Consider the following 17401-nt stretch of genomic DNA (forward strand, 5'->3'; position numbering starts at 1 on the left):
AAGCAATCCAAACTTTCTCCTCGGAAACAGTCTGGATTGCGCTGCGCTCCTCGCAATAAGGAGGTGAGAGCGTGGCTACGGCTTTTTCAGCGCCGCATGCGGCCGGCCGAAGTCGGGCGCGGCCGAATCCTGGCCAATTTCGACGATGCCGCGGCGGATGGCGCGGGTGCGGGTGAAATGGTCGAACAGCGCCTCGCCGTCGCCGCGGCGGATTGCACGCGTCAGCTTGGCTAGGTCCTCGGTGAAGGTGCCGAGCATCTCCAGCACGGCTTCCTTGTTGGCGAGGAACACGTCGCGCCACATCGTCGGATCGGACGCGGCGATGCGCGTGAAATCGCGAAAGCCGCCGGCGGAGAACTTGATGACCTCGGACTCCGTCACCTGCTGGAGCTCGTCGGCGGTGCCGACGATGGTGTAGGCGATCAGATGCGGCAGATGGCTGGTGATCGCAAGCACGAGATCATGATGATCCGGCGTCATGACCTCGACCTTGGCACCCATCGCCGTCCAGAACGCGCGCAGGCGATCGGTGGCAGCGGCATCAACGCCTTCCGGCGGCGTCAGGATGCACCAGCGATTGATGAAGAGCTCGGCGAAGCCTGAATCGGGGCCCGAATGCTCGGTGCCTGCGACGGGATGCGCCGGCACGAAATGGATGCCTTTCGGCAAATGCGGCGCCATGTCCCTGACGATGGCGCCCTTGACCGAGCCGACGTCGGAGATGATCGCGCCGGGCTTGAGATGCGCGGCGATCTCCTGCGCCACCGGCCCGCAGGCGCCGACGGGAATGCAAAGGATGACCAGATCGGCGTCCTTCACCGCTTCCGCATTGGTCGCAACGACCTGGTCGACGATGCCGAGCTCCATCACGCGTGCACGCGTCTTCTCCGAGCGCGCGGTGGTGACGATTTCGCCGGCCAGGCCCTGGAGCTTCGCAGCGCGGGCGATCGAGCCGCCGATCAGGCCGAAGCCGATCAGCGCGACGCGCTGGAAGTGCGGGATCGCGCTCATCTGCCGGCCATGAAGTCGCGCAGGCCCTCGACGACGAGACGATTGGCCTCCTCGGTGCCGATGGTCATGCGCAGCGAATGCGGCAGGCCGTAGTTCTTTAACCCGCGCAGCACCAGCCCGCGCTTGGTGAGGAAGGCGTCGGCGGCGTCCGAGGTCTTGCCCTCGGTCGGGAAGTGGATCAGCACGAAATTGGCGACGCTCGGCGTCACCTTCAGCCCGAGCTTGCCAATCTCCTCGGTTAGCCAGTTGCGCCAGGTCTCGGTGAATTGCTTCGACATGGCTTGGTGACCGGTGTCCTCGATCGCGGCAGCGGCAGCGTACATCGCCGGCGTCGACACGTTGAAGGGCCCGCGGATGCGGTTGACCGCGTCGATGATGTGCTCGGGGCCGAACATCCAGCCGATGCGCAGCGCCGCAAGACCATGGATCTTGGAGAAGGTGTGCGTCACGACCGTGTTCTCGGTGGTGGCGACGAGCTCGATCCCCATCTCGTAATCATTGCGCGAGACGTAGTCGCAATAGGCTGCGTCCAGCACCAGCAGCACGTGCGAGGGCAGGCCGGCGCGCAGGCGCTTGACCTCGTCGAACGGGAGATAGGTGCCGGTCGGGTTGTTGGGGTTGGCGAGCCAGACCAGTTTTGTCCGCGGCGTCACGGCCTTGAGAATGGCGTCGACGTCGGAGGTGAGGTTCTTCTCCGCTGCAACGACGTTCCTGGCGCCGACCGCCATGGTCGCGATCGGGTAGACCAGAAAGCCGTGCGTGGTGGAGATCGCCTCGTCGCCTTGGCTGAGATAGGTGTGGGCGAGCAGATTGAGGATCTCGTCCGAGCCGGCGCCGCAGATGATGCGATTGGGATCGAGCCCGAAGGTGCGCCCGATCGCTTCGCGCAGCACGCGCGAGGTTCCTTCCGGATAGTCTTCCAGATGATCCGCAACGTTCTTGAACGCCTCGATCGCCTTCGGCGAGGGCCCGAACGGCGTCTCGTTGGCCGAGAGCTTGAACACCTTGCGGCCCGGCTCCGCCACCGGACTCTTGCCGGGTGTGTAGGGCGCAATATCGAGAATGCCGGGATTCGGCATGGGGCGGGACATCTTCAACTCCGGAGTGGCTTAGGCGGTTCGCGACTTACGATTTCGACCCGGTCGGGGGCACCGTATAGCGCGTTGCGTGGCTGCCGACGAGGGCCGTGGAGCGCACCGAGGCCCCCGCTTCGATCAGGGCAGTCTTGATTTTGTCGAGGCTGCTCGTCGCGGTGACCGAGACCAGCAGCGCGGCGCCGTCGAAGGCGGTATCGGGCACGGCCACGATCTCGGCGAGCGGCGACAGGGCGCGCGCGACCTCGGCGTTCCACCCCGACACGCGCACGCTGAAGGTCTCGACCTCCGTCACCAGGGCGCTGTCGGCGACGCGCGAGACCGCAAACACGGGCAGCGCCGCCGGATGGTCGGCGCGCTCGACGAAGGGCAGCCGCGCGATGATCTTTGGCGCACCGGCTTCTTCCAGCGACAGCCACCATGGCGTGCGGCTCGAGTTCGCCGAGACCAGTGCCAGATCGCCCTTGGACTTCGCGACGGCCTCGACCGCCGCCTGCGCGCTGAAATGCGCGACGTAAGGCACGGTGAAGCCGAAATGGAATCGCGCGGAATCGCGCATGGCCGGCTCGCTTGCCGAGATGTCGGCGTGCACCGAGAACGGCGCCTGGACATAGGTGAAGGTCGCGATGATGACGCGCCAGATGCTCTCGACCGTGTCGAGCGGCAGGATGCCGCGATGACGCTGGACGAGGTCACGCATCATGGAAGCCTCGCGCGCCGGACGGAACGCCGAGCCGACCTCCTGGGTCTGCTTCACCTGGATCAGGCGATCGATGATGTCGCCGCGCTGCATCAACAGACGGTGCATGCCCTCGTCGATCGCGTCGATCTCCTTGCGCAATTCCTGGAGAGATGGTGGCGCGGGCGGACGTTGGGACATGTCTGACAGGCGTTGTTGAGGGCGTTCCAATGCGGATCAGTCGAGCCGACACCGCTGCTATCTGTCCTGATTAGGCAGTCAGGGCCGCGAAAGCAAAGAGAAATGCAAAGGGAAATGGGACCCGTTCCGCCGATGGCACGACAGGCGAATTTGGTTGATCCGGGCCGCGACTTGACGAAAACCGTCCAAGACGGTAGCTTTTACGCGTTCCGTGGTCATTTGAGCCGGCCGGCTTGCAGCCACGTTAAAAAACTCGCTAAACAGGCCGGGGACCCTTTCGATCCCGGCCGAACCTATCGTTCAGGCCGGGTTTTTTATGGCCTGATGTCAATGCGGTCACCACTACGATCGCAAACGAGGTCGATGGTCAGATGGTTGGCGTCCAGTCAATTCCGAGTCCCGCGATCACTGCCGACGAGCGGTCGCACGAGGTGGATCATCCGAGCTCGCAGGTCGCGCAGTTCGGCACGGAGCAGCCGCTGCGGCTCGATTGCGGTGTCGATCTCAGCCCGTTCCAGATCGCCTATCAAACCTATGGCGTGCTCAATGCCGATCGCTCCAACGCTGTTCTGCTCTGTCATGCGCTGACCGGCGACCAGCATGTTGCCAACGTGCATCCCGTCACCGGCAAACCCGGCTGGTGGGACACCTTGGTCGGCCCCGGCCGGCCGATCGATCCTCAACACTACTTCATCATCTGCTCCAACGTGATCGGCGGCTGCATGGGCTCGACCGGTCCGGCTTCGATCAATCCCGCGACCGGCAAGGTCTGGGGCCTCGAATTTCCTGTCATCACCATCCCCGACATGGTGCGCGCGCAGGCCATGCTGATTGACCGGCTCGGCATCGACACGTTGTTCGCGGTGGTCGGCGGCTCGATGGGTGGCATGCAAGTGCTGCAATGGACCGCGGCATATCCGAGCCGCGTGTTCTCCGCGCTGGCGATTGCCTGCTCGACGCGGCACTCGGCGCAGAACATCGCGTTCCACGAGCTTGGCCGGCAGGCCGTGATGGCCGATCCCGATTGGCACAGTGGCGGCTATGCCGAGCACGGCCTCCATCCGCATCGCGGCCTCGCTGTGGCGCGGATGGCGGCGCACATCACCTATCTTTCGGACGCCGCGCTGCATCGCAAATTCGGCCGGCGCATGCAGGACCGCGAACTGCCGACCTTCTCGTTCGATGCAGACTTCCAGGTCGAGTCCTATCTGCGTTACCAGGGCTCGTCCTTCGTCGAGCGCTTCGACGCCAATTCCTATCTTTATCTGACGCGGGCGATGGATTATTTCGACATCGCCGGCGACCATGGCGGCGTGCTGGCGAAGGCGTTCGCGGCAATCCAGACCCGCTTCTGCGTGGTCTCCTTCACCAGCGACTGGCTGTTCCCGACCTCGGAATCGCGCGCGCTGGTACATGCGCTGAACGCATCGAGCGCGCGGGTATCGTTCGCCGAGATCGAGACCGATCGCGGCCACGACGCCTTCTTGCTCGACGTGCCCGAATTCCTTGATATCTCCCGCGCCTTCCTGCAATCGGCAGGCAAGGCCCGCGGACTCACCCTCAGGGACGGATAGCCATGTCTGTACAGGAAGCGTTGCCGCTGGGAGGCCTTGCCACCGCGCAATCCGGTCAGTTTCGCGCCGACCATCTGCTGGTCGCGGAGATGGTCAAGCCGGGCTCGAAGGTGCTCGACGTCGGCTGCGGCGAGGGTGACCTGCTGCAGCTGCTGGAGACCCGTGGCATCGACGGCCGCGGCATCGAGCTGTCGCGCGAGGGCGTTAACCGCTGCGTCGCCAAGGGGCTCGCGGTGGTGCAGGGCGATGCCGACACCGACCTCATCAATTATCCCGACGACGCCTTCGATTACGTGATCCTGTCGCAGACGCTGCAGGCGACGCGGCAGCCCAAGGTCGTGCTGGAGAACCTCCTGCGCATCGGCCGCCGCGCCATCGTGTCGTTCCCGAATTTCGGCTTCTGGAAGATGCGGCTCCAGCTCCTGATTGGAGGCCACATGCCGCGCACGGAGAATCTGCCCGCAAGCTGGTATGACACCGCCAACATTCATTTCTGCACCATCAAGGATTTCGTCGAGCTCTGCGACGCGATCGACGTCAAGATGGAACGTGCCGAGGCGCTCGACCTCTACGGCCGCCCGCTGCGGCTGCGGATGCCGTGGTGGGTGTGGAATCTGTTCGGCGAGCAGGGCGTGTTTCTGCTGACGCGGGGCGGCAGGAAGTAGTTTTTCGTCATTGCGAGCGTAGCGAAGCAATCCAGGGTCTTTCCGCGGAGGGATTTTGCTTCGCCTGCGCTCGCAATGACAGAGCGTGTGGTGACGCCCTTGCTCTAATGCGCGGCCAGCGATCTCGGATCGCGCGCCGGCCATCTTCCCGTTTCCACCAGCGTGACGAACCGTTCCACCGTTTCGTTGAACAGCGCCGGCTCTTCGAGATTGAGCACGTGGCCGGACTTCGGAAACATCGCGAGCCCTGCCGCAGGCAGATGCTTCTTCAGGAACAGGCTCGGCGCGATGCACGGATCGTCCTCGTCGCCGCAGATGATGAGTGCCGGCGTCGCGGCGCCTCTGATCGCGTCCGTCATCGCAAAGATCGAGGGGCGGCCGCCCTGGAAGCCGCGCATCGTGCGCGCCGATCCCTTGGCGTCGTGGTGTGCCAGAGCGGCGTAGAAATCGGCGTGGCCGCGCGGGTCCTTCACCAGGAAGGGAATCCGGCTCGGCGCTTCGCGCGTAACTTTTGCGACTTCCGCGGAGCCGAGCGTCTCGAATTGCTCCGCGTTGGCGCGGCACTGCTTGCGCCAGGCGTCGAGGTTCTCGACCTCCGAGCCGGAGCCGACGCCGGCGAGTGTCATCGATAGCGCGCGCTGCGGTGCGTTCAGCCCGATCTGGAGCGACGAATAGGCGCCCATCGACAGTCCCACGAGGTGCGCGCGTTCGAGCTTGAGATGATCGAGCACCGCGAGCGCATCGGTGTAGAAATGCATGTAGCTGTAGACCTCGCCATCAGGGACGTCCGACGGCGTGTAGCCGCGCGCCGAATAGGTGATGCAGCGATGGCCGCGCGAGAAGTAGCGCATCTGCGGCTCCCAATTGGTGTAGTCGGCCGCGAATTCGTGCAGAAAAATAATCGGCGTGCCCGTGCCTGCTTCTTCGAAATAGAGACGGTGGTTGTCCTTCGTGAGGGCGTACGGCATCCGGTTTTCTCCCTGAGGTGGCTGCGGCATTGGAATGCCGCTCTGCGGTCAGCGCATGCACCCTAACACTCGTTAATCATCGTCCAAAATCTTCGCGACCCCGTCTTGTTCTCGCCACATCGGGATACTGATACAGCCGGCGGATGTCGGCCACCGCACAGGCCGATTGGGAAGTGGGGTGTCAAAAGGATGAAGAATGTTCGAGTTGTTTGCGTCTCGCCTGTCGCGTTGTGTCGTCGCGCTGGCTGTTTTCTTCGCGGCGGTCGCCGCGTTCTCCTCTCCGGCGTCAGCACGGTCTCATCGTCATAGCGCAGAGCGGCACGCTTACGCGCATCACGCCAGCAGACATCATCATTATCGGTATCATGCACGCAGCTCGCGCTTCGAGCGCGGCGCGGCGCAATTGCAGGCGAGCGGCTTCGGCAACGCCTTCGCCAGCTATGATCCGAACGCCAACAGCGGCGACATTGCCATGAGCGGTGATGGTGGAATGGCAATGAGCGGTGGCGGTGGAACGACCCCGCGCGTTAGCCGTCGGATGGCCATGAGCCGTAGCGGTGGAGTGGCCGCGAGCGGCGAAGGCGTGGCGATGAGCAGCGGCGCCTTCAGTGGCGGGTCGGGGCTCGTGTCCGAGGCACGCCGCTATGTCGGCGGCAATCCGACCGGCCGCGGCAGCCTGTGGTGCGCGCGTTTCATGAACATGGTGCTTGAGCATACTGGCCATCGCGGCACGGGCTCCGACATGGCGAGTTCGTTTGCGCGCTATGGCACGCGCATCTCGGGTCCGCAGGTCGGCGCCATCGCGGTCATGTCGCGCGGTCGCGGCGGCGGCCATGTCGGCATCATCACCGGCGTCGATGCGCAGGGAAATCCGATCATGATCTCCGGCAACAACGGCAACCGCGTTCGCGAAGCGCCGATCTCGCGCGGCCGGATCTATGCGTATGTGATGCCGAACTAGGAGGACGAAGCCGTTGGGCAAAGGCGCGTCCTTTGCCCAACCTACGGCAGCGGTGATCGCTCACACCAATCTCGGCTCTTCCACCGCGATCTGATCGCCGACGCCGATCTCGCCATCGGTGATCACCTCGGCATAGATGCCGCAGTCCATGTGGCCGAGATTGCTTGAGAGCGTGGCCGGGATTTCGAGATCGCGCCTGGCGGTATCTGGGTCGACATTGGTGGCCGGGCAGCGCTTGATGCGCTTGACCACTTCCAGCCGGGCCCGCCCGATCGCGAGCGTCTGGCCGACGAGGTCGAGCTCGGACCAGGCCGGCCAGCCCTTCGCGTAGAGATTGGCGCGGAAACGCAGAGGGTGGACCGCGGCGCCGCCGAGCATGGTCTCGAGCGCGCGGACGCTGTCGAGATTGATGATGGACACGACCTTGCGAGCGACGTCGGAAAAGCTGTGGTCGCGGCCGGACAAGACCTTGGGCGGGCCCTTCAACTCCGTCTGAAAGTTCTCGCTGAAATAGCCCTCGATGGCGGCGCGCCCGGCCGCGGTCTCGAGATCGCCGCTGGCGACGATTTGGCCGTCCTTGCGGATAGTCAGGCGGTTGGTCGCGTCCTCGAAACGGCTGTCGAGGGAAGCCAGCCGCTCATTGCGCGCCAGCATCAGGAACTGGATTTTCGGCTTCCATTGGGGCGCATCAGGGTCGAACCCGCTCGGGCCATTCTCGATGGCGTAGCGGCGGTCGGCGGGCAGGGTCTGGCCGGATCGCAGTGAGATCCGGGGCAGGGACTCCGGCGTCAGGCCTTTGATCGGATAACGGTAGAGGCCGGTGATCTCGGCGGTCTGGTTGGCTGTCATTGCGCTAGGTGTCATGCCGTTACTTAGGGGATTCGACCCACCGGCGCCAAGCTGGCAGATCCGCGCACGAAATTGTGAACTCGCCTCTTCCGGTCCAAGGGCACGCTTCCCACATCTGGGTCAGGCAGGCGCCAGCGCCGGCTGATAACGACCGTTACCGGTTGAGAAACGTCAATGCGGTCATCGGAAACCCAATGAAGATGCCGTTTGGAGTGCCTTAGAGGGCTCCTGGGGCAGGCCGAGGGAAGAAGACAAATGAACATCGACAAATATACCGAACGCTCCAGAGGCTTCGTCCAGTCCGCGCAATCGCTTGCGGTGCGCGAAGGGCACCAGCAGTTTTCGACCCTGCACCTGCTGAAGGTGCTGCTGGACGACAATGAAGGCCTCGCTGCCGGCCTGATCGACCGTGCCGGCGGCAATTCCCGCGCAATTCTGAAGGCGACCGAGGACGCCCTTAACAAGGTGCCGAAGGTCTCCGGCGGCGGCGCCGGCCAGATCTATCTGGCGCCCGAGCTCGCCCGCACCTTCGACGCCGCCGAAAAGGCCGGCGAGAAGGCCGGCGACAGCTTTGTCACCGTCGAGCGGCTGCTGCTTGGCCTCACGCTGGAGAAGACCAGCGAGGCCGGCGCGATCCTCGCCAAGGGCGGCGTCACTCCGCAAAACCTCAATGCGGCGATCGAGGCGCTGCGCAAGGGCCGGACCGCGGATTCCGCGACCGCCGAGAACGCCTATGACGCGCTGAAGAAATATGCGCGCGACCTGACCCAGGCGGCGCGCGACGGCAAGCTCGATCCGGTCATCGGCCGCGACGAGGAGATCCGCCGTACGATCCAGGTGCTGTCTCGCCGGACCAAGAACAATCCCGTTCTGATCGGCGAGCCCGGCGTCGGCAAGACCGCGATCGCCGAGGGCCTGGCGCTGCGCATTGTCAATGGCGATGTGCCGGAGAGCCTGAAGGACAAGAAGCTGCTGTCGCTGGACCTCGGTTCGCTGATCGCCGGTGCGAAATATCGCGGTGAGTTCGAGGAGCGCTTGAAGGCCGTGCTTCAGGAGGTGACCGCGAGCGACGGCAATTTCGTCCTGTTCATCGACGAGATGCACACGCTGATTGGCGCGGGCAAGGGCGATGGCGCGATGGACGCCTCGAACCTGCTCAAGCCCGCGCTTGCGCGCGGCGAGCTGCATTGCATCGGCGCGACCACGCTCGACGAGTACCGCAAGCATGTCGAGAAGGATGCGGCACTGGCGCGGCGCTTTCAGCCGATCTTCGTCAGCGAGCCCACGGTCGAGGATACGATCTCGATCCTGCGCGGGCTGAAGGACAAATACGAGCAGCACCATGGCGTGCGGATCGCCGATTCCGCACTCGTGGCGGCGACGACGCTGTCCAACCGCTACATCACCGACCGCTTCCTCCCGGACAAGGCCATCGACCTCATGGACGAGGCGGCCGCGCGGCTGAAGATGCAGGTCGATTCCAAGCCGGAAGAGCTGGATTCGCTCGACCGCGAGATCATCCGGCTCAAGATCGAGCAGGAAGCGCTCAAGAAGGAAAGCGACCTCGGCTCCAAGTCCCGTCTCGAGACGCTCCAGAAGGAGCTGGCCGAGCTTGAGGAGAAATCTGCGTCGCTGACCGCGCGCTGGAGCGCGGAGAAGAACAAGCTCTCCAACGCCCAGAAGCTGAAGGCCGAACTCGACAGCTTGCGTGTCGATCTCGCCGGCGCCCAGCGGCGCGGCGAATTCCAGCGCGCCGGTGAGCTGGCCTATGGCCGGATTCCGGAGCTCGAGAGGCAGCTTGCGGATATCGAGGCCAAGGAAAATACAACGCAGAGCTCCGGCGAGATGATGGAGGAGGCGGTTACCGCCAACCACATCGCGCAGGTGGTCTCGCGCTGGACCGGCGTGCCTGTCGACAAGATGCTGGAAGGCGAAAAAGAAAAGCTCCTGAGGATGGAGGCGCAGCTCGGACAACGCGTCGTCGGGCAGGCTGAGGCCGTACGTGCGGTCGCGACCGCCGTGCGCCGCTCGCGCGCAGGCCTTCAGGATCCGAACCGGCCGATGGGCTCGTTCATGTTCTTGGGTCCGACCGGCGTCGGCAAGACCGAGCTGACCAAGGCGCTCGCGGAGTATCTCTTCAACGACGAGACCGCGATGGTCCGCCTCGACATGTCCGAATACATGGAGAAGCATTCGGTGTCGCGGCTGATCGGCGCGCCCCCGGGCTATGTCGGCTACGACGAGGGCGGCGCACTCACCGAAGCGGTGCGGCGCCGGCCTTACCAGGTGGTGCTGTTCGACGAAGTCGAGAAGGCGCATCCGGATGTGTTCAACGTCCTGTTGCAGGTGCTCGACGACGGCCGCCTGACCGACGGCCAGGGCCGTACCGTCGATTTCCGCAACACGCTGATCGTCATGACCTCGAACCTCGGTTCGGAGTTTCTGGTGAATCAACCGGAGGGCGAGGATACCTCCGCCGTGCGTGAGCACGTGATGGCGACGGTGCGCGGACATTTCCGCCCCGAATTCCTCAACCGCGTCGACGAAATCATCCTGTTCCATCGTTTGCAGAAGAGCGAAATGGGCCGGATCGTCGAGATCCAGTTCGCGCGGCTCCAGAACCTGTTGACCGATCGCAAGATCGTGTTGACGCTGGATGGCAAGGCGCGCGATTGGCTCGCGGAAAAGGGCTGGGATCCCGCCTATGGCGCCAGGCCGCTGAAGCGGGTGATCCAGCGCTACGTCCAGGATCCGCTCGCCGAGATGATCCTCGGCGGCGACGTCAGGGACGGCGATGCGGTTGCGGTTTCATCGGCAGGCAACGTGCTGACCTTCAACGGCAAGGCGGCGCAGACTGCGGAAATCGCCCAGTTCGACGCGCCGGTGTCGAAGCGCAAGCTCAACTGAACCTAGCGCTCACCGCAAAATGAAAAACGTCCCGGAAGGCGATGCCTCTCCGGGGCGAAATGTTTGGTCCGCTCGGTCGGCTAACTAGCTGACTGCGGGCGCAGAGCCTGGATCGGCCGGACCTTCCTCGTCGCCTTCCTGTTCAAGCTCCGAAAGGATATCCACGAGCTCGCGCACCCGGCCCTGCGCCAGTGGACGGAGGTCGTTGATCATGGGTTCGTCGTTGGCGAGCCATGCCTGGGCCTCGGCAAGCTCCTCGGCTGTCGCGCCGGTTCCGATGATCTGTGCAATCGTGACGTCGTCAGCTCCGCTGACGGCCTTGATCACGTCGTCACGTGAGACGCGCTGCATGGATTGTCCTCCTCTTGACTGAACAGGCAGGAAACCGCCACCAAAACCAATCGTGGCGACCATTGGTTGGTTCCGCCAACAGAAGCATCTCGCCCGCTCTGGCTGGAGTTGGGGATATTTAATGAAACTGCTGCGACCGGGCCAGGTTGCCCCCACATGGATCCGTCGGTTGGACGCACCAATCCGGCGTCGGAGTTGACCGACGTCGCGTCCGATAGTTCTTGTCGGCTGCTAAGGCACTTGCCATGGGTTCCCGGCGAATCCCGCAAATGTGGGGTATCGCCATGAACAAGGATCTTGTCTCCCGCAACCGACCGGCCTTCGACGAGCTTCATCCAAAGATCTATGGTGCCGCGGTCGTCCTTGTCGCCTGGTTCGCGCTGATGGCCTGGGTACTGTTCGATCGCAGCAGTGATGTCAGCCTGTTGCTTGCGTTTGTCAGCCTGTTGTTCCTGGTCGCGGCGGGCATTCCGTGGATATTGTCGCGGGTCTGGAGGCACCACGTGTCCGATGAGCCGCATCCACAGCAGCCCTCATTGCATGATTGGGAAGCCGGCGACTTCAAGGTTTGGGGTGCAACGCTTCACGGCACCGATGCCGCGATCGATGTCCTGCTGCCGCTCATGGCCGTCTCGTTTGGTCTTACGGCGATCGGGATCGTCTTCGTGATCGTGCGCGCAACTGCGTTGCCGTAGCGCCGCTCCAATCGTGGCCCCGCCCGTGCGTGGGGCGGGGCGCAGTCTACTAGCGGCCTGCGGTCAGCCGCGGCGGGTTTTGTGACATGATCCAGAGCTCGATGGCGGCAAGCACGGCGACTGCGATGCCGACCACGACGTGGATCGTCATCGCCGTCTTGGCCCCTTCGAATCCGAGGACCCAAGGCGCAATGAGCGTCCACAGGCCGACGATCAGGTTCAGCCATTCTTCCCATACTGCGAAGGCGGCAAGCGCCGCGATGGCCAAAATTGCGATCACGATGCCCGCGATATGTGCGTTCTGGGAAGGCCTTCCGGCGTCGAAGCCGAATATCCACGGCGAGAAGAACAGGAATGCGCCGAGGATCAGGTTGGCGACGTCGCACAGCTTTGCGTTCGTCCAATTGTCCATAACATCCTCCATTCAGCCCCTGCCTAGTGGGAAACCAACCGGTTCGCGCCCCGGCCGGTTCCAACCAAATCGGATGCAGAACGCAAATCGGCTCCAGAACGGAAGATTCTGGAGCCGACGCCCGGCGGGCGCCGGTCGGTTCTCTGACGATTGGCGACGACTGTGGGCTACCGGTTGGTGACCTGGAGCGGCCCGCCGGTTGCGTCCGACATCCTCGCGATGGCGCCGGCGCGGCCGCTCATCATGCCGTCGAGCCGGTCGCGCTCCTTCTCGAAGCCGGCCAGCATCGGGCCTTCCAGCGAACGGCCGCGCGGCAACTTTACGCGCAGCGGATCGACGAAGCGGCCGTTGACGAGGATTTCGTAGTGGACGTGAGGGCCTGTCGACGCGCCAGTCGAACCGACGAAGCCGATCACCTGGCCCTGCCGCACCTTCTTGCCGGGCTCCATGCCCTTGGCGAAGGCCGACATGTGGCCGTAGGCGGTCTCGTAGCCGTTGTTATGCTTGATGCGGATGTACTTGCCGTAACCGCCCTCGGGGCCGGCCTTCTCGATCACGCCGTTGCCGGAGGCGAAGATCGGGGTTCCGTAAGAGGTGGCCCAGTCGACGCCGGTGTGCATCTTCACATAGCCGAGGATCGGGTGGCGGCGGCCGCCGAAGCCGGAACGCATGATGGCGTTGTTGACGGGCTTGCGCACCAGGAATTTCTTCGCGCTCTTGCCGGTCTCGTCGTAGTAGTCGACGACGCCGTCGTCAGGGCTCTGGTAGCGGTAGTATTTCTTGGTCTCGCCGCCGAGCGTGAGCGAAGCGAACAGCACGTCGTTCTTTTCGCTCGCGGTCACGCCCTCGTCTTCGCCGGCGTAGAACACGTCGAATGAATCGCCCGGCGCCACCTTGCGCTGGAAATCGACGTCGTAGGAGTAGATCTTGATCATGTCGTCGATGACGGGCATCGGCACTTTGTTGCGCATCGCGGTCTCGTAGATGCTCTGGTAGAGCCGCACGCCAGTGCCGTCATCGTCGTCATCGTCGTCGCTGTTGGCGTTGGCCCCAGCGTCGGCGACGGTGTTCATGCTGGAGACGTCGACCGCTACGTATTTGCCGAGATCGGACAGCGCCGCGATCGCCTCGACCATGGTCTCGTTGGCGATGACCACGCGGTAGGGTTGCAGACGGGCGCCAGGGCTTGCAGGCGCCATCAGGATGCGTAGCTTCTCGCCTTCCTTCAGGCCGCCGTCGCGGCCGCGGGGCCCGAGCGTCGCGGCGATCGCCTTGATCTCGTCGGCCGTGGCGCCGAGATCGCGCAACACGCCAGCGACGCTGTCGCCCTTCTTGACCATGTGGACGCGTTCGCCGTTGGGATTGCCCCCGGTGATCTGCTCCTTGGTCTTCGGCAGCAGCGTGACGTTTTCCGGCACCACGCGCGTCTCGAAGCCGGCATAGGGATCGGACGGCGACACTTCGGTGGCGTAGGCGCTTCTGATGTCGGACGGGCCGGTCGCGCCGGAGACGTCGGTGGCGGCATTGGCGAGCGTGGCGTAGCGCACCCCGCCATTGCCGCGCCAGTTGGCGGCATCGCGCACCCGCATCAGGATGTCATCGAGCGCCACCACTGCGGAAATCTTGGCCTTCGGCAGCACCGGCGACAGGTCCTTGGTGACGAAGGAGACCTCGGCGTCGGGTTCGACCGCTTCCGGATTGTTGGGATCGTCGGATGCGGTCTTCGGATCGGAGCCGACATCGGTGAGAAGGCGCTGGGCGTTGAACGGCGGGATCTTCGCCGACAGGTCGCTCGTCGTCATCGACAGATTGCCGGCAATCCGGATGAAGGGGCGCACCCGCATCACGTCGCGGCTGCCGACGCGGGCGACGGTCGAGACGCGCACGATGTTGCGCGAGGCCGTGGATTCGTTGGGCGGTGGCAGGCGGTCGCTCTTGTGCAGCGTGGCGGCGCGGTCAGCTGCACCGAATGCGCCGCGCAGCGCGCCTTCGACCCGCTCCGGCACCTTGGCGAAGGTCATTTCGCCGTCGAGCGATGCGAAAACGGCGCCGCCGATCAGGGCTGCGCCGCAGAGTCCGGTCAAGATCGTCCCGCTGAACCATTGCACCGAGACACGGCGGCGATCGATGACCGCGGCTTCCGAACCATCAACGGACAGCGGCGGCTCGTGGCCGAGATCGATGATCCCGGTCTCACGCCCGTAAGCGCCGCGTGACGTCCTTTGGTTCAACCCAAATCCCCCAATCAACGACCCAAGAGCCGGTTTCGAGCCCCTTCTTACGCCGCCCTCTTCAGGGGCACCGCTCGAAAAGGGCAAGCCGCATAGGCGTCCGCGGTCAGAAGGCCCTGATGACGGGCCGGCCGAAACTACGAACAGCTAAGCGGAAAAAAGATCTCTCGATGTCTCGCGAACGTCTGAAGAAGGCCGCTTCATCCTATGATCGCCTTCCTCTGACCCCAAGCAAACCGCCGGCAGCCCCCACTGGCATTCCTGCGATTCAAGCTCTGTCTGTACCAGAACGCCGCGGGAATGTGGCTCAAGTACGGCGCCTAATATGGAAAAGTTTCTTGGACGGCCCGGCGCGAGGGACCTGTCTGGAGGGGCGCTGCAGGCAGCCTCCAGAAGCCCCCGCAGGCCAAACTTTTTTTGGGTTTTTTCGCCGCGCCGATCCAAACCGTCCGCTCCACGCTTCTCTAACCACATGGAATCACGCAATTTTTTAGAACAATCCACCGTGCGACGATTTTCTGACAATGGTCGTTGACAACTCCGATGGGTGGGGCCTATAACCCGACCACTGAGCGCGGCGCCGCCGGGTCACTGACCAAGGCGAGCGAACGCGCCACTGATGCTCCTCACCTTGTTGAGTGACACAACAGTCGACGTAAGTCGATTGGAGTTCATTCATCGTCGGTAAGGGTGTCGGAACCCTTCCTCTCTGGAAGGTTGGGGCCACATCGGTCCCGGGCTGTTTGACAAGTGAAGATGAAGAAAGAGAAACGTGGACGGCGGAGTCCTTGCGGGTCTCGCATTTAAAGAGCTTCGGCTTTTTGGATCGGGACCGGACGAAAGACTTCGGCGGTACACGTTTTAAGGTTACACCATCGTTGCCAGCGATGTGAATCGCGGGCAGCTCATCGACTTCGGTCGATGAAAAATGGTGGGACCTCGTCAAAACGTTGTGATCAGCCGGTTCAAAGTTCAAGTCCAACTTGAGAGTTTGATCCTGGCTCAGAGCGAACGCTGGCGGCAGGCTTAACACATGCAAGTCGAGCGGGCGTAGCAATACGTCAGCGGCAGACGGGTGAGTAACGCGTGGGAACATACCTTTTGGTTCGGAACAACACAGGGAAACTTGTGCTAATACCGGATAAGCCCTTACGGGGAAAGATTTATCGCCGAAAGATTGGCCCGCGTCTGATTAGCTAGTTGGTGAGGTAATGGCTCACCAAGGCGACGATCAGTAGCTGGTCTGAGAGGATGATCAGCCACATTGGGACTGAGACACGGCCCAAACTCCTACGGGAGGCAGCAGTGGGGAATATTGGACAATGGGGGCAACCCTGATCCAGCCATGCCGCGTGAGTGATGAAGGCCCTAGGGTTGTAAAGCTCTTTTGTGCGGGAAGATAATGACGGTACCGCAAGAATAAGCCCCGGCTAACTTCGTGCCAGCAGCCGCGGTAATACGAAGGGGGCTAGCGTTGCTCGGAATCACTGGGCGTAAAGGGTGCGTAGGCGGGTCTTTAAGTCAGGGGTGAAATCCTGGAGCTCAACTCCAGAACTGCCTTTGATACTGAGGATCTTGAGTTCGGGAGAGGTGAGTGGAACTGCGAGTGTAGAGGTGAAATTCGTAGATATTCGCAAGAACACCAGTGGCGAAGGCGGCTCACTGGCCCGATACTGACGCTGAGGCACGAAAGCGTGGGGAGCAAACAGGATTAGATACCCTGGTAGTCCACGCCGTAAACGATGAATGCCAGCCGTTAGTGGGTTTACTCACTAGTGGCGCAGCTAACGCTTTAAGCATTCCGCCTGGGGAGTACGGTCGCAAGATTAAAACTCAAAGGAATTGACGGGGGCCCGCACAAGCGGTGGAGCATGTGGTTTAATTCGACGCAACGCGCAGAACCTTACCAGCCCTTGACATGTCCAGGACCGGTCGCAGAGATGTGACCTTCTCTTCGGAGCCTGGAACACAGGTGCTGCATGGCTGTCGTCAGCTCGTGTCGTGAGATGTTGGGTTAAGTCCCGCAACGAGCGCAACCCCCGTCCTTAGTTGCTACCATTTAGTTGAGCACTCTAGGGAGACTGCCGGTGATAAGCCGCGAGGAAGGTGGGGATGACGTCAAGTCCTCATGGCCCTTACGGGCTGGGCTACACACGTGCTACAATGGCGGTGACAATGGGACGCTAAGGGGCAACCCTTCGCAAATCTCAAAAAGCCGTCTCAGTTCGGATTGGGCTCTGCAACTCGAGCCCATGAAGTTGGAATCGCTAGTAATCGTGGATCAGCACGCCACGGTGAATACGTTCCCGGGCCTTGTACACACCGCCCGTCACACCATGGGAGTTGGTTTTACCTGAAGACGGTGCGCTAACCAGCAATGGAGGCAGCCGGCCACGGTAGGGTCAGCGACTGGGGTGAAGTCGTAACAAGGTAGCCGTAGGGGAACCTGCGGCTGGATCACCTCCTTTCTAAGGATGATCCTTCAGCTTAGCTTCGGCTAACTATCGGATCGTTTTAGAAACATTAGTGGCCAACGGTCGTCAGGATCGTTGAGCTGCATTGGCGGGATTTCGCCGTCTTCGTTTCTCTTTCTTCGCGGACGAACACGCGCTGGGCCTGCATGGTTGCAGGATCCCGGTCCTTAACTGGATATGCGTTAGGGGCTTGTAGCTCAGTTGGTTAGAGCGCGCGCTTGATAAGCGTGAGGTCGGAAGTTCAAGTCTTCCCAGGCCCACCACACTCATCGAGTGAGCATTCGTCTTCTGGTTACGGGGCCATAGCTCAGCTGGGAGAGCGCGTGCTT

13 protein-coding genes, 2 tRNA genes, 1 rRNA gene and 1 riboswitch (1 of these 17 running past the window's edge) are annotated in these 17401 nt (G+C 62.9%); of the genes, 8 read left to right on the forward strand and 8 right to left on the reverse strand.

Going from position 1 to position 17401, the window contains the following annotated elements:
- Nucleotides 1-75: 75 nt before the first annotated feature.
- Genes ABIB00_RS11940 through ABIB00_RS11950 form a run of 3 tightly spaced genes read right to left on the reverse strand, consistent with a single transcriptional unit; the run spans nucleotide 76 to nucleotide 2985 of the window.
- Nucleotides 76-1011 carry a prephenate/arogenate dehydrogenase family protein gene (locus ABIB00_RS11940; RefSeq protein WP_354104447.1) on the reverse strand — a complete coding sequence of 312 codons (936 nt, stop codon included), beginning with the start codon at nucleotides 1009-1011 and terminating at the stop codon, nucleotides 76-78.
- Nucleotides 1008-2102, reverse strand: a complete 1095-nt coding sequence (gene hisC, locus ABIB00_RS11945; RefSeq protein ID WP_354104448.1) for a histidinol-phosphate transaminase — start codon at nucleotides 2100-2102, stop codon at nucleotides 1008-1010. Before hisC ends, ABIB00_RS11940 begins: the two co-directional genes overlap by 4 nt.
- A gap of 34 nt (nucleotides 2103-2136) precedes the next feature.
- Complete coding sequence (locus ABIB00_RS11950; RefSeq protein WP_354104449.1) at nucleotides 2137-2985, reverse strand: chorismate mutase; 849 nt, start codon at nucleotides 2983-2985, stop codon at nucleotides 2137-2139.
- A 201-nt stretch (nucleotides 2986-3186) separates the two neighbouring features.
- A riboswitch (SAM riboswitch) is annotated at nucleotides 3187-3266 on the forward strand.
- A 90-nt stretch (nucleotides 3267-3356) separates the two neighbouring features.
- On the opposite strand from ABIB00_RS11950, the gene metX reads away from it, so the two are divergent.
- Together metX and metW are read left to right on the forward strand one after the other, a co-directional pair.
- Nucleotides 3357-4559 carry a homoserine O-acetyltransferase MetX gene (gene metX / locus ABIB00_RS11955; protein ID WP_354104450.1) on the forward strand — a complete coding sequence of 401 codons (1203 nt, stop codon included), beginning with the start codon at nucleotides 3357-3359 and terminating at the stop codon, nucleotides 4557-4559.
- Nucleotides 4560-4561: 2 nt separating this feature from the next.
- The gene (gene metW / locus ABIB00_RS11960; protein ID WP_354104451.1) at nucleotides 4562-5224 is read left to right on the forward strand and encodes a methionine biosynthesis protein MetW; all 663 of its coding nucleotides are present in this window, start codon (nucleotides 4562-4564) and stop codon (nucleotides 5222-5224) included.
- A gap of 104 nt (nucleotides 5225-5328) precedes the next feature.
- Here the strand turns inward: metW and ABIB00_RS11965 are convergent, their stop codons facing one another.
- On the reverse strand, nucleotides 5329-6192 hold the full coding sequence (locus ABIB00_RS11965) for an alpha/beta fold hydrolase (RefSeq protein WP_354104452.1): 864 nt from the start codon (nucleotides 6190-6192) through the stop codon (nucleotides 5329-5331).
- Nucleotides 6193-6388: 196 nt separating this feature from the next.
- Between ABIB00_RS11965 and ABIB00_RS11970 the strand changes: the two genes are divergently transcribed.
- Nucleotides 6389-7153 (forward strand): TIGR02594 family protein, encoded by a 765-nt coding sequence (locus ABIB00_RS11970; protein ID WP_354104453.1) that lies wholly within the window; start codon nucleotides 6389-6391, stop codon nucleotides 7151-7153.
- Between the two features lie 60 nt (nucleotides 7154-7213).
- On the opposite strand, the gene ABIB00_RS11975 is transcribed toward ABIB00_RS11970, so the two are convergent.
- On the reverse strand, nucleotides 7214-8002 hold the full coding sequence (locus tag ABIB00_RS11975; protein ID WP_354104454.1) for an MOSC domain-containing protein: 789 nt from the start codon (nucleotides 8000-8002) through the stop codon (nucleotides 7214-7216).
- Between the two features lie 255 nt (nucleotides 8003-8257).
- Here ABIB00_RS11975 and clpB point away from each other — a divergent pair, with 255 nt between their 5' ends.
- Entirely contained in the window at nucleotides 8258-10909 is a 2652-nt protein-coding gene (gene clpB / locus ABIB00_RS11980; RefSeq protein ID WP_354104455.1) for an ATP-dependent chaperone ClpB, read from the forward strand.
- Nucleotides 10910-10993: 84 nt separating this feature from the next.
- On the opposite strand, the gene ABIB00_RS11985 is transcribed toward clpB, so the two are convergent.
- Complete coding sequence (locus ABIB00_RS11985; RefSeq protein WP_354104456.1) at nucleotides 10994-11323, reverse strand: hypothetical protein; 330 nt, start codon at nucleotides 11321-11323, stop codon at nucleotides 10994-10996.
- A 221-nt stretch (nucleotides 11324-11544) separates the two neighbouring features.
- Between ABIB00_RS11985 and ABIB00_RS11990 the strand changes: the two genes are divergently transcribed.
- Nucleotides 11545-11955 (forward strand): hypothetical protein, encoded by a 411-nt coding sequence (locus ABIB00_RS11990; RefSeq protein ID WP_247339972.1) that lies wholly within the window; start codon nucleotides 11545-11547, stop codon nucleotides 11953-11955.
- Nucleotides 11956-12004: 49 nt separating this feature from the next.
- On the opposite strand, the gene ABIB00_RS11995 is transcribed toward ABIB00_RS11990, so the two are convergent.
- Nucleotides 12005-12367 carry an SPW repeat protein gene (locus ABIB00_RS11995; protein ID WP_247445152.1) on the reverse strand — a complete coding sequence of 121 codons (363 nt, stop codon included), beginning with the start codon at nucleotides 12365-12367 and terminating at the stop codon, nucleotides 12005-12007.
- 167 nt (nucleotides 12368-12534) lie between these two features.
- On the reverse strand, nucleotides 12535-14598 hold the full coding sequence (locus tag ABIB00_RS12000) for a peptidoglycan DD-metalloendopeptidase family protein (protein WP_354104457.1): 2064 nt from the start codon (nucleotides 14596-14598) through the stop codon (nucleotides 12535-12537).
- 979 nt (nucleotides 14599-15577) lie between these two features.
- Between ABIB00_RS12000 and ABIB00_RS12005 the strand changes: the two genes are divergently transcribed.
- The 3 genes from ABIB00_RS12005 to ABIB00_RS12015 all read left to right on the forward strand — a co-directional run.
- Nucleotides 15578-17066: ribosomal RNA gene (locus ABIB00_RS12005) — 16S ribosomal RNA — on the forward strand.
- 192 nt (nucleotides 17067-17258) lie between these two features.
- Nucleotides 17259-17335: transfer RNA gene (locus ABIB00_RS12010), tRNA-Ile, on the forward strand.
- Between the two features lie 33 nt (nucleotides 17336-17368).
- Nucleotides 17369-17401 (forward strand) — tRNA-Ala (locus tag ABIB00_RS12015) (it continues 43 nt past the right edge of the window).

This window comes from Bradyrhizobium sp. LB14.3, assembly GCF_040547985.1.
Lineage (GTDB): Bacteria > Pseudomonadota > Alphaproteobacteria > Rhizobiales > Xanthobacteraceae > Bradyrhizobium.

Coding starts and splice junctions, on each gene's coding strand:
- clpB (WP_354104455.1), top strand. CDS start 8,258: ATGAACATCGACAAATATACCGAACGCTCCAGAGGCTTCGTCCAGTCC.
- ABIB00_RS11965 (WP_354104452.1), bottom strand. CDS start 6,192: ATGCCGTACGCCCTCACGAAGGACAACCACCGTCTCTATTTCGAAGAA.
- ABIB00_RS11950 (WP_354104449.1), bottom strand. CDS start 2,985: ATGTCCCAACGTCCGCCCGCGCCACCATCTCTCCAGGAATTGCGCAAG.
- ABIB00_RS11990 (WP_247339972.1), top strand. CDS start 11,545: ATGAACAAGGATCTTGTCTCCCGCAACCGACCGGCCTTCGACGAGCTT.
- ABIB00_RS11940 (WP_354104447.1), bottom strand. CDS start 1,011: ATGAGCGCGATCCCGCACTTCCAGCGCGTCGCGCTGATCGGCTTCGGC.
- metX (WP_354104450.1), top strand. CDS start 3,357: ATGGTTGGCGTCCAGTCAATTCCGAGTCCCGCGATCACTGCCGACGAG.
- ABIB00_RS11975 (WP_354104454.1), bottom strand. CDS start 8,002: ATGACAGCCAACCAGACCGCCGAGATCACCGGCCTCTACCGTTATCCG.
- ABIB00_RS11970 (WP_354104453.1), top strand. CDS start 6,389: ATGTTCGAGTTGTTTGCGTCTCGCCTGTCGCGTTGTGTCGTCGCGCTG.
- ABIB00_RS11985 (WP_354104456.1), bottom strand. CDS start 11,323: ATGGTCGCCACGATTGGTTTTGGTGGCGGTTTCCTGCCTGTTCAGTCA.
- metW (WP_354104451.1), top strand. CDS start 4,562: ATGTCTGTACAGGAAGCGTTGCCGCTGGGAGGCCTTGCCACCGCGCAA.
- ABIB00_RS11995 (WP_247445152.1), bottom strand. CDS start 12,367: ATGGACAATTGGACGAACGCAAAGCTGTGCGACGTCGCCAACCTGATC.
- hisC (WP_354104448.1), bottom strand. CDS start 2,102: ATGTCCCGCCCCATGCCGAATCCCGGCATTCTCGATATTGCGCCCTAC.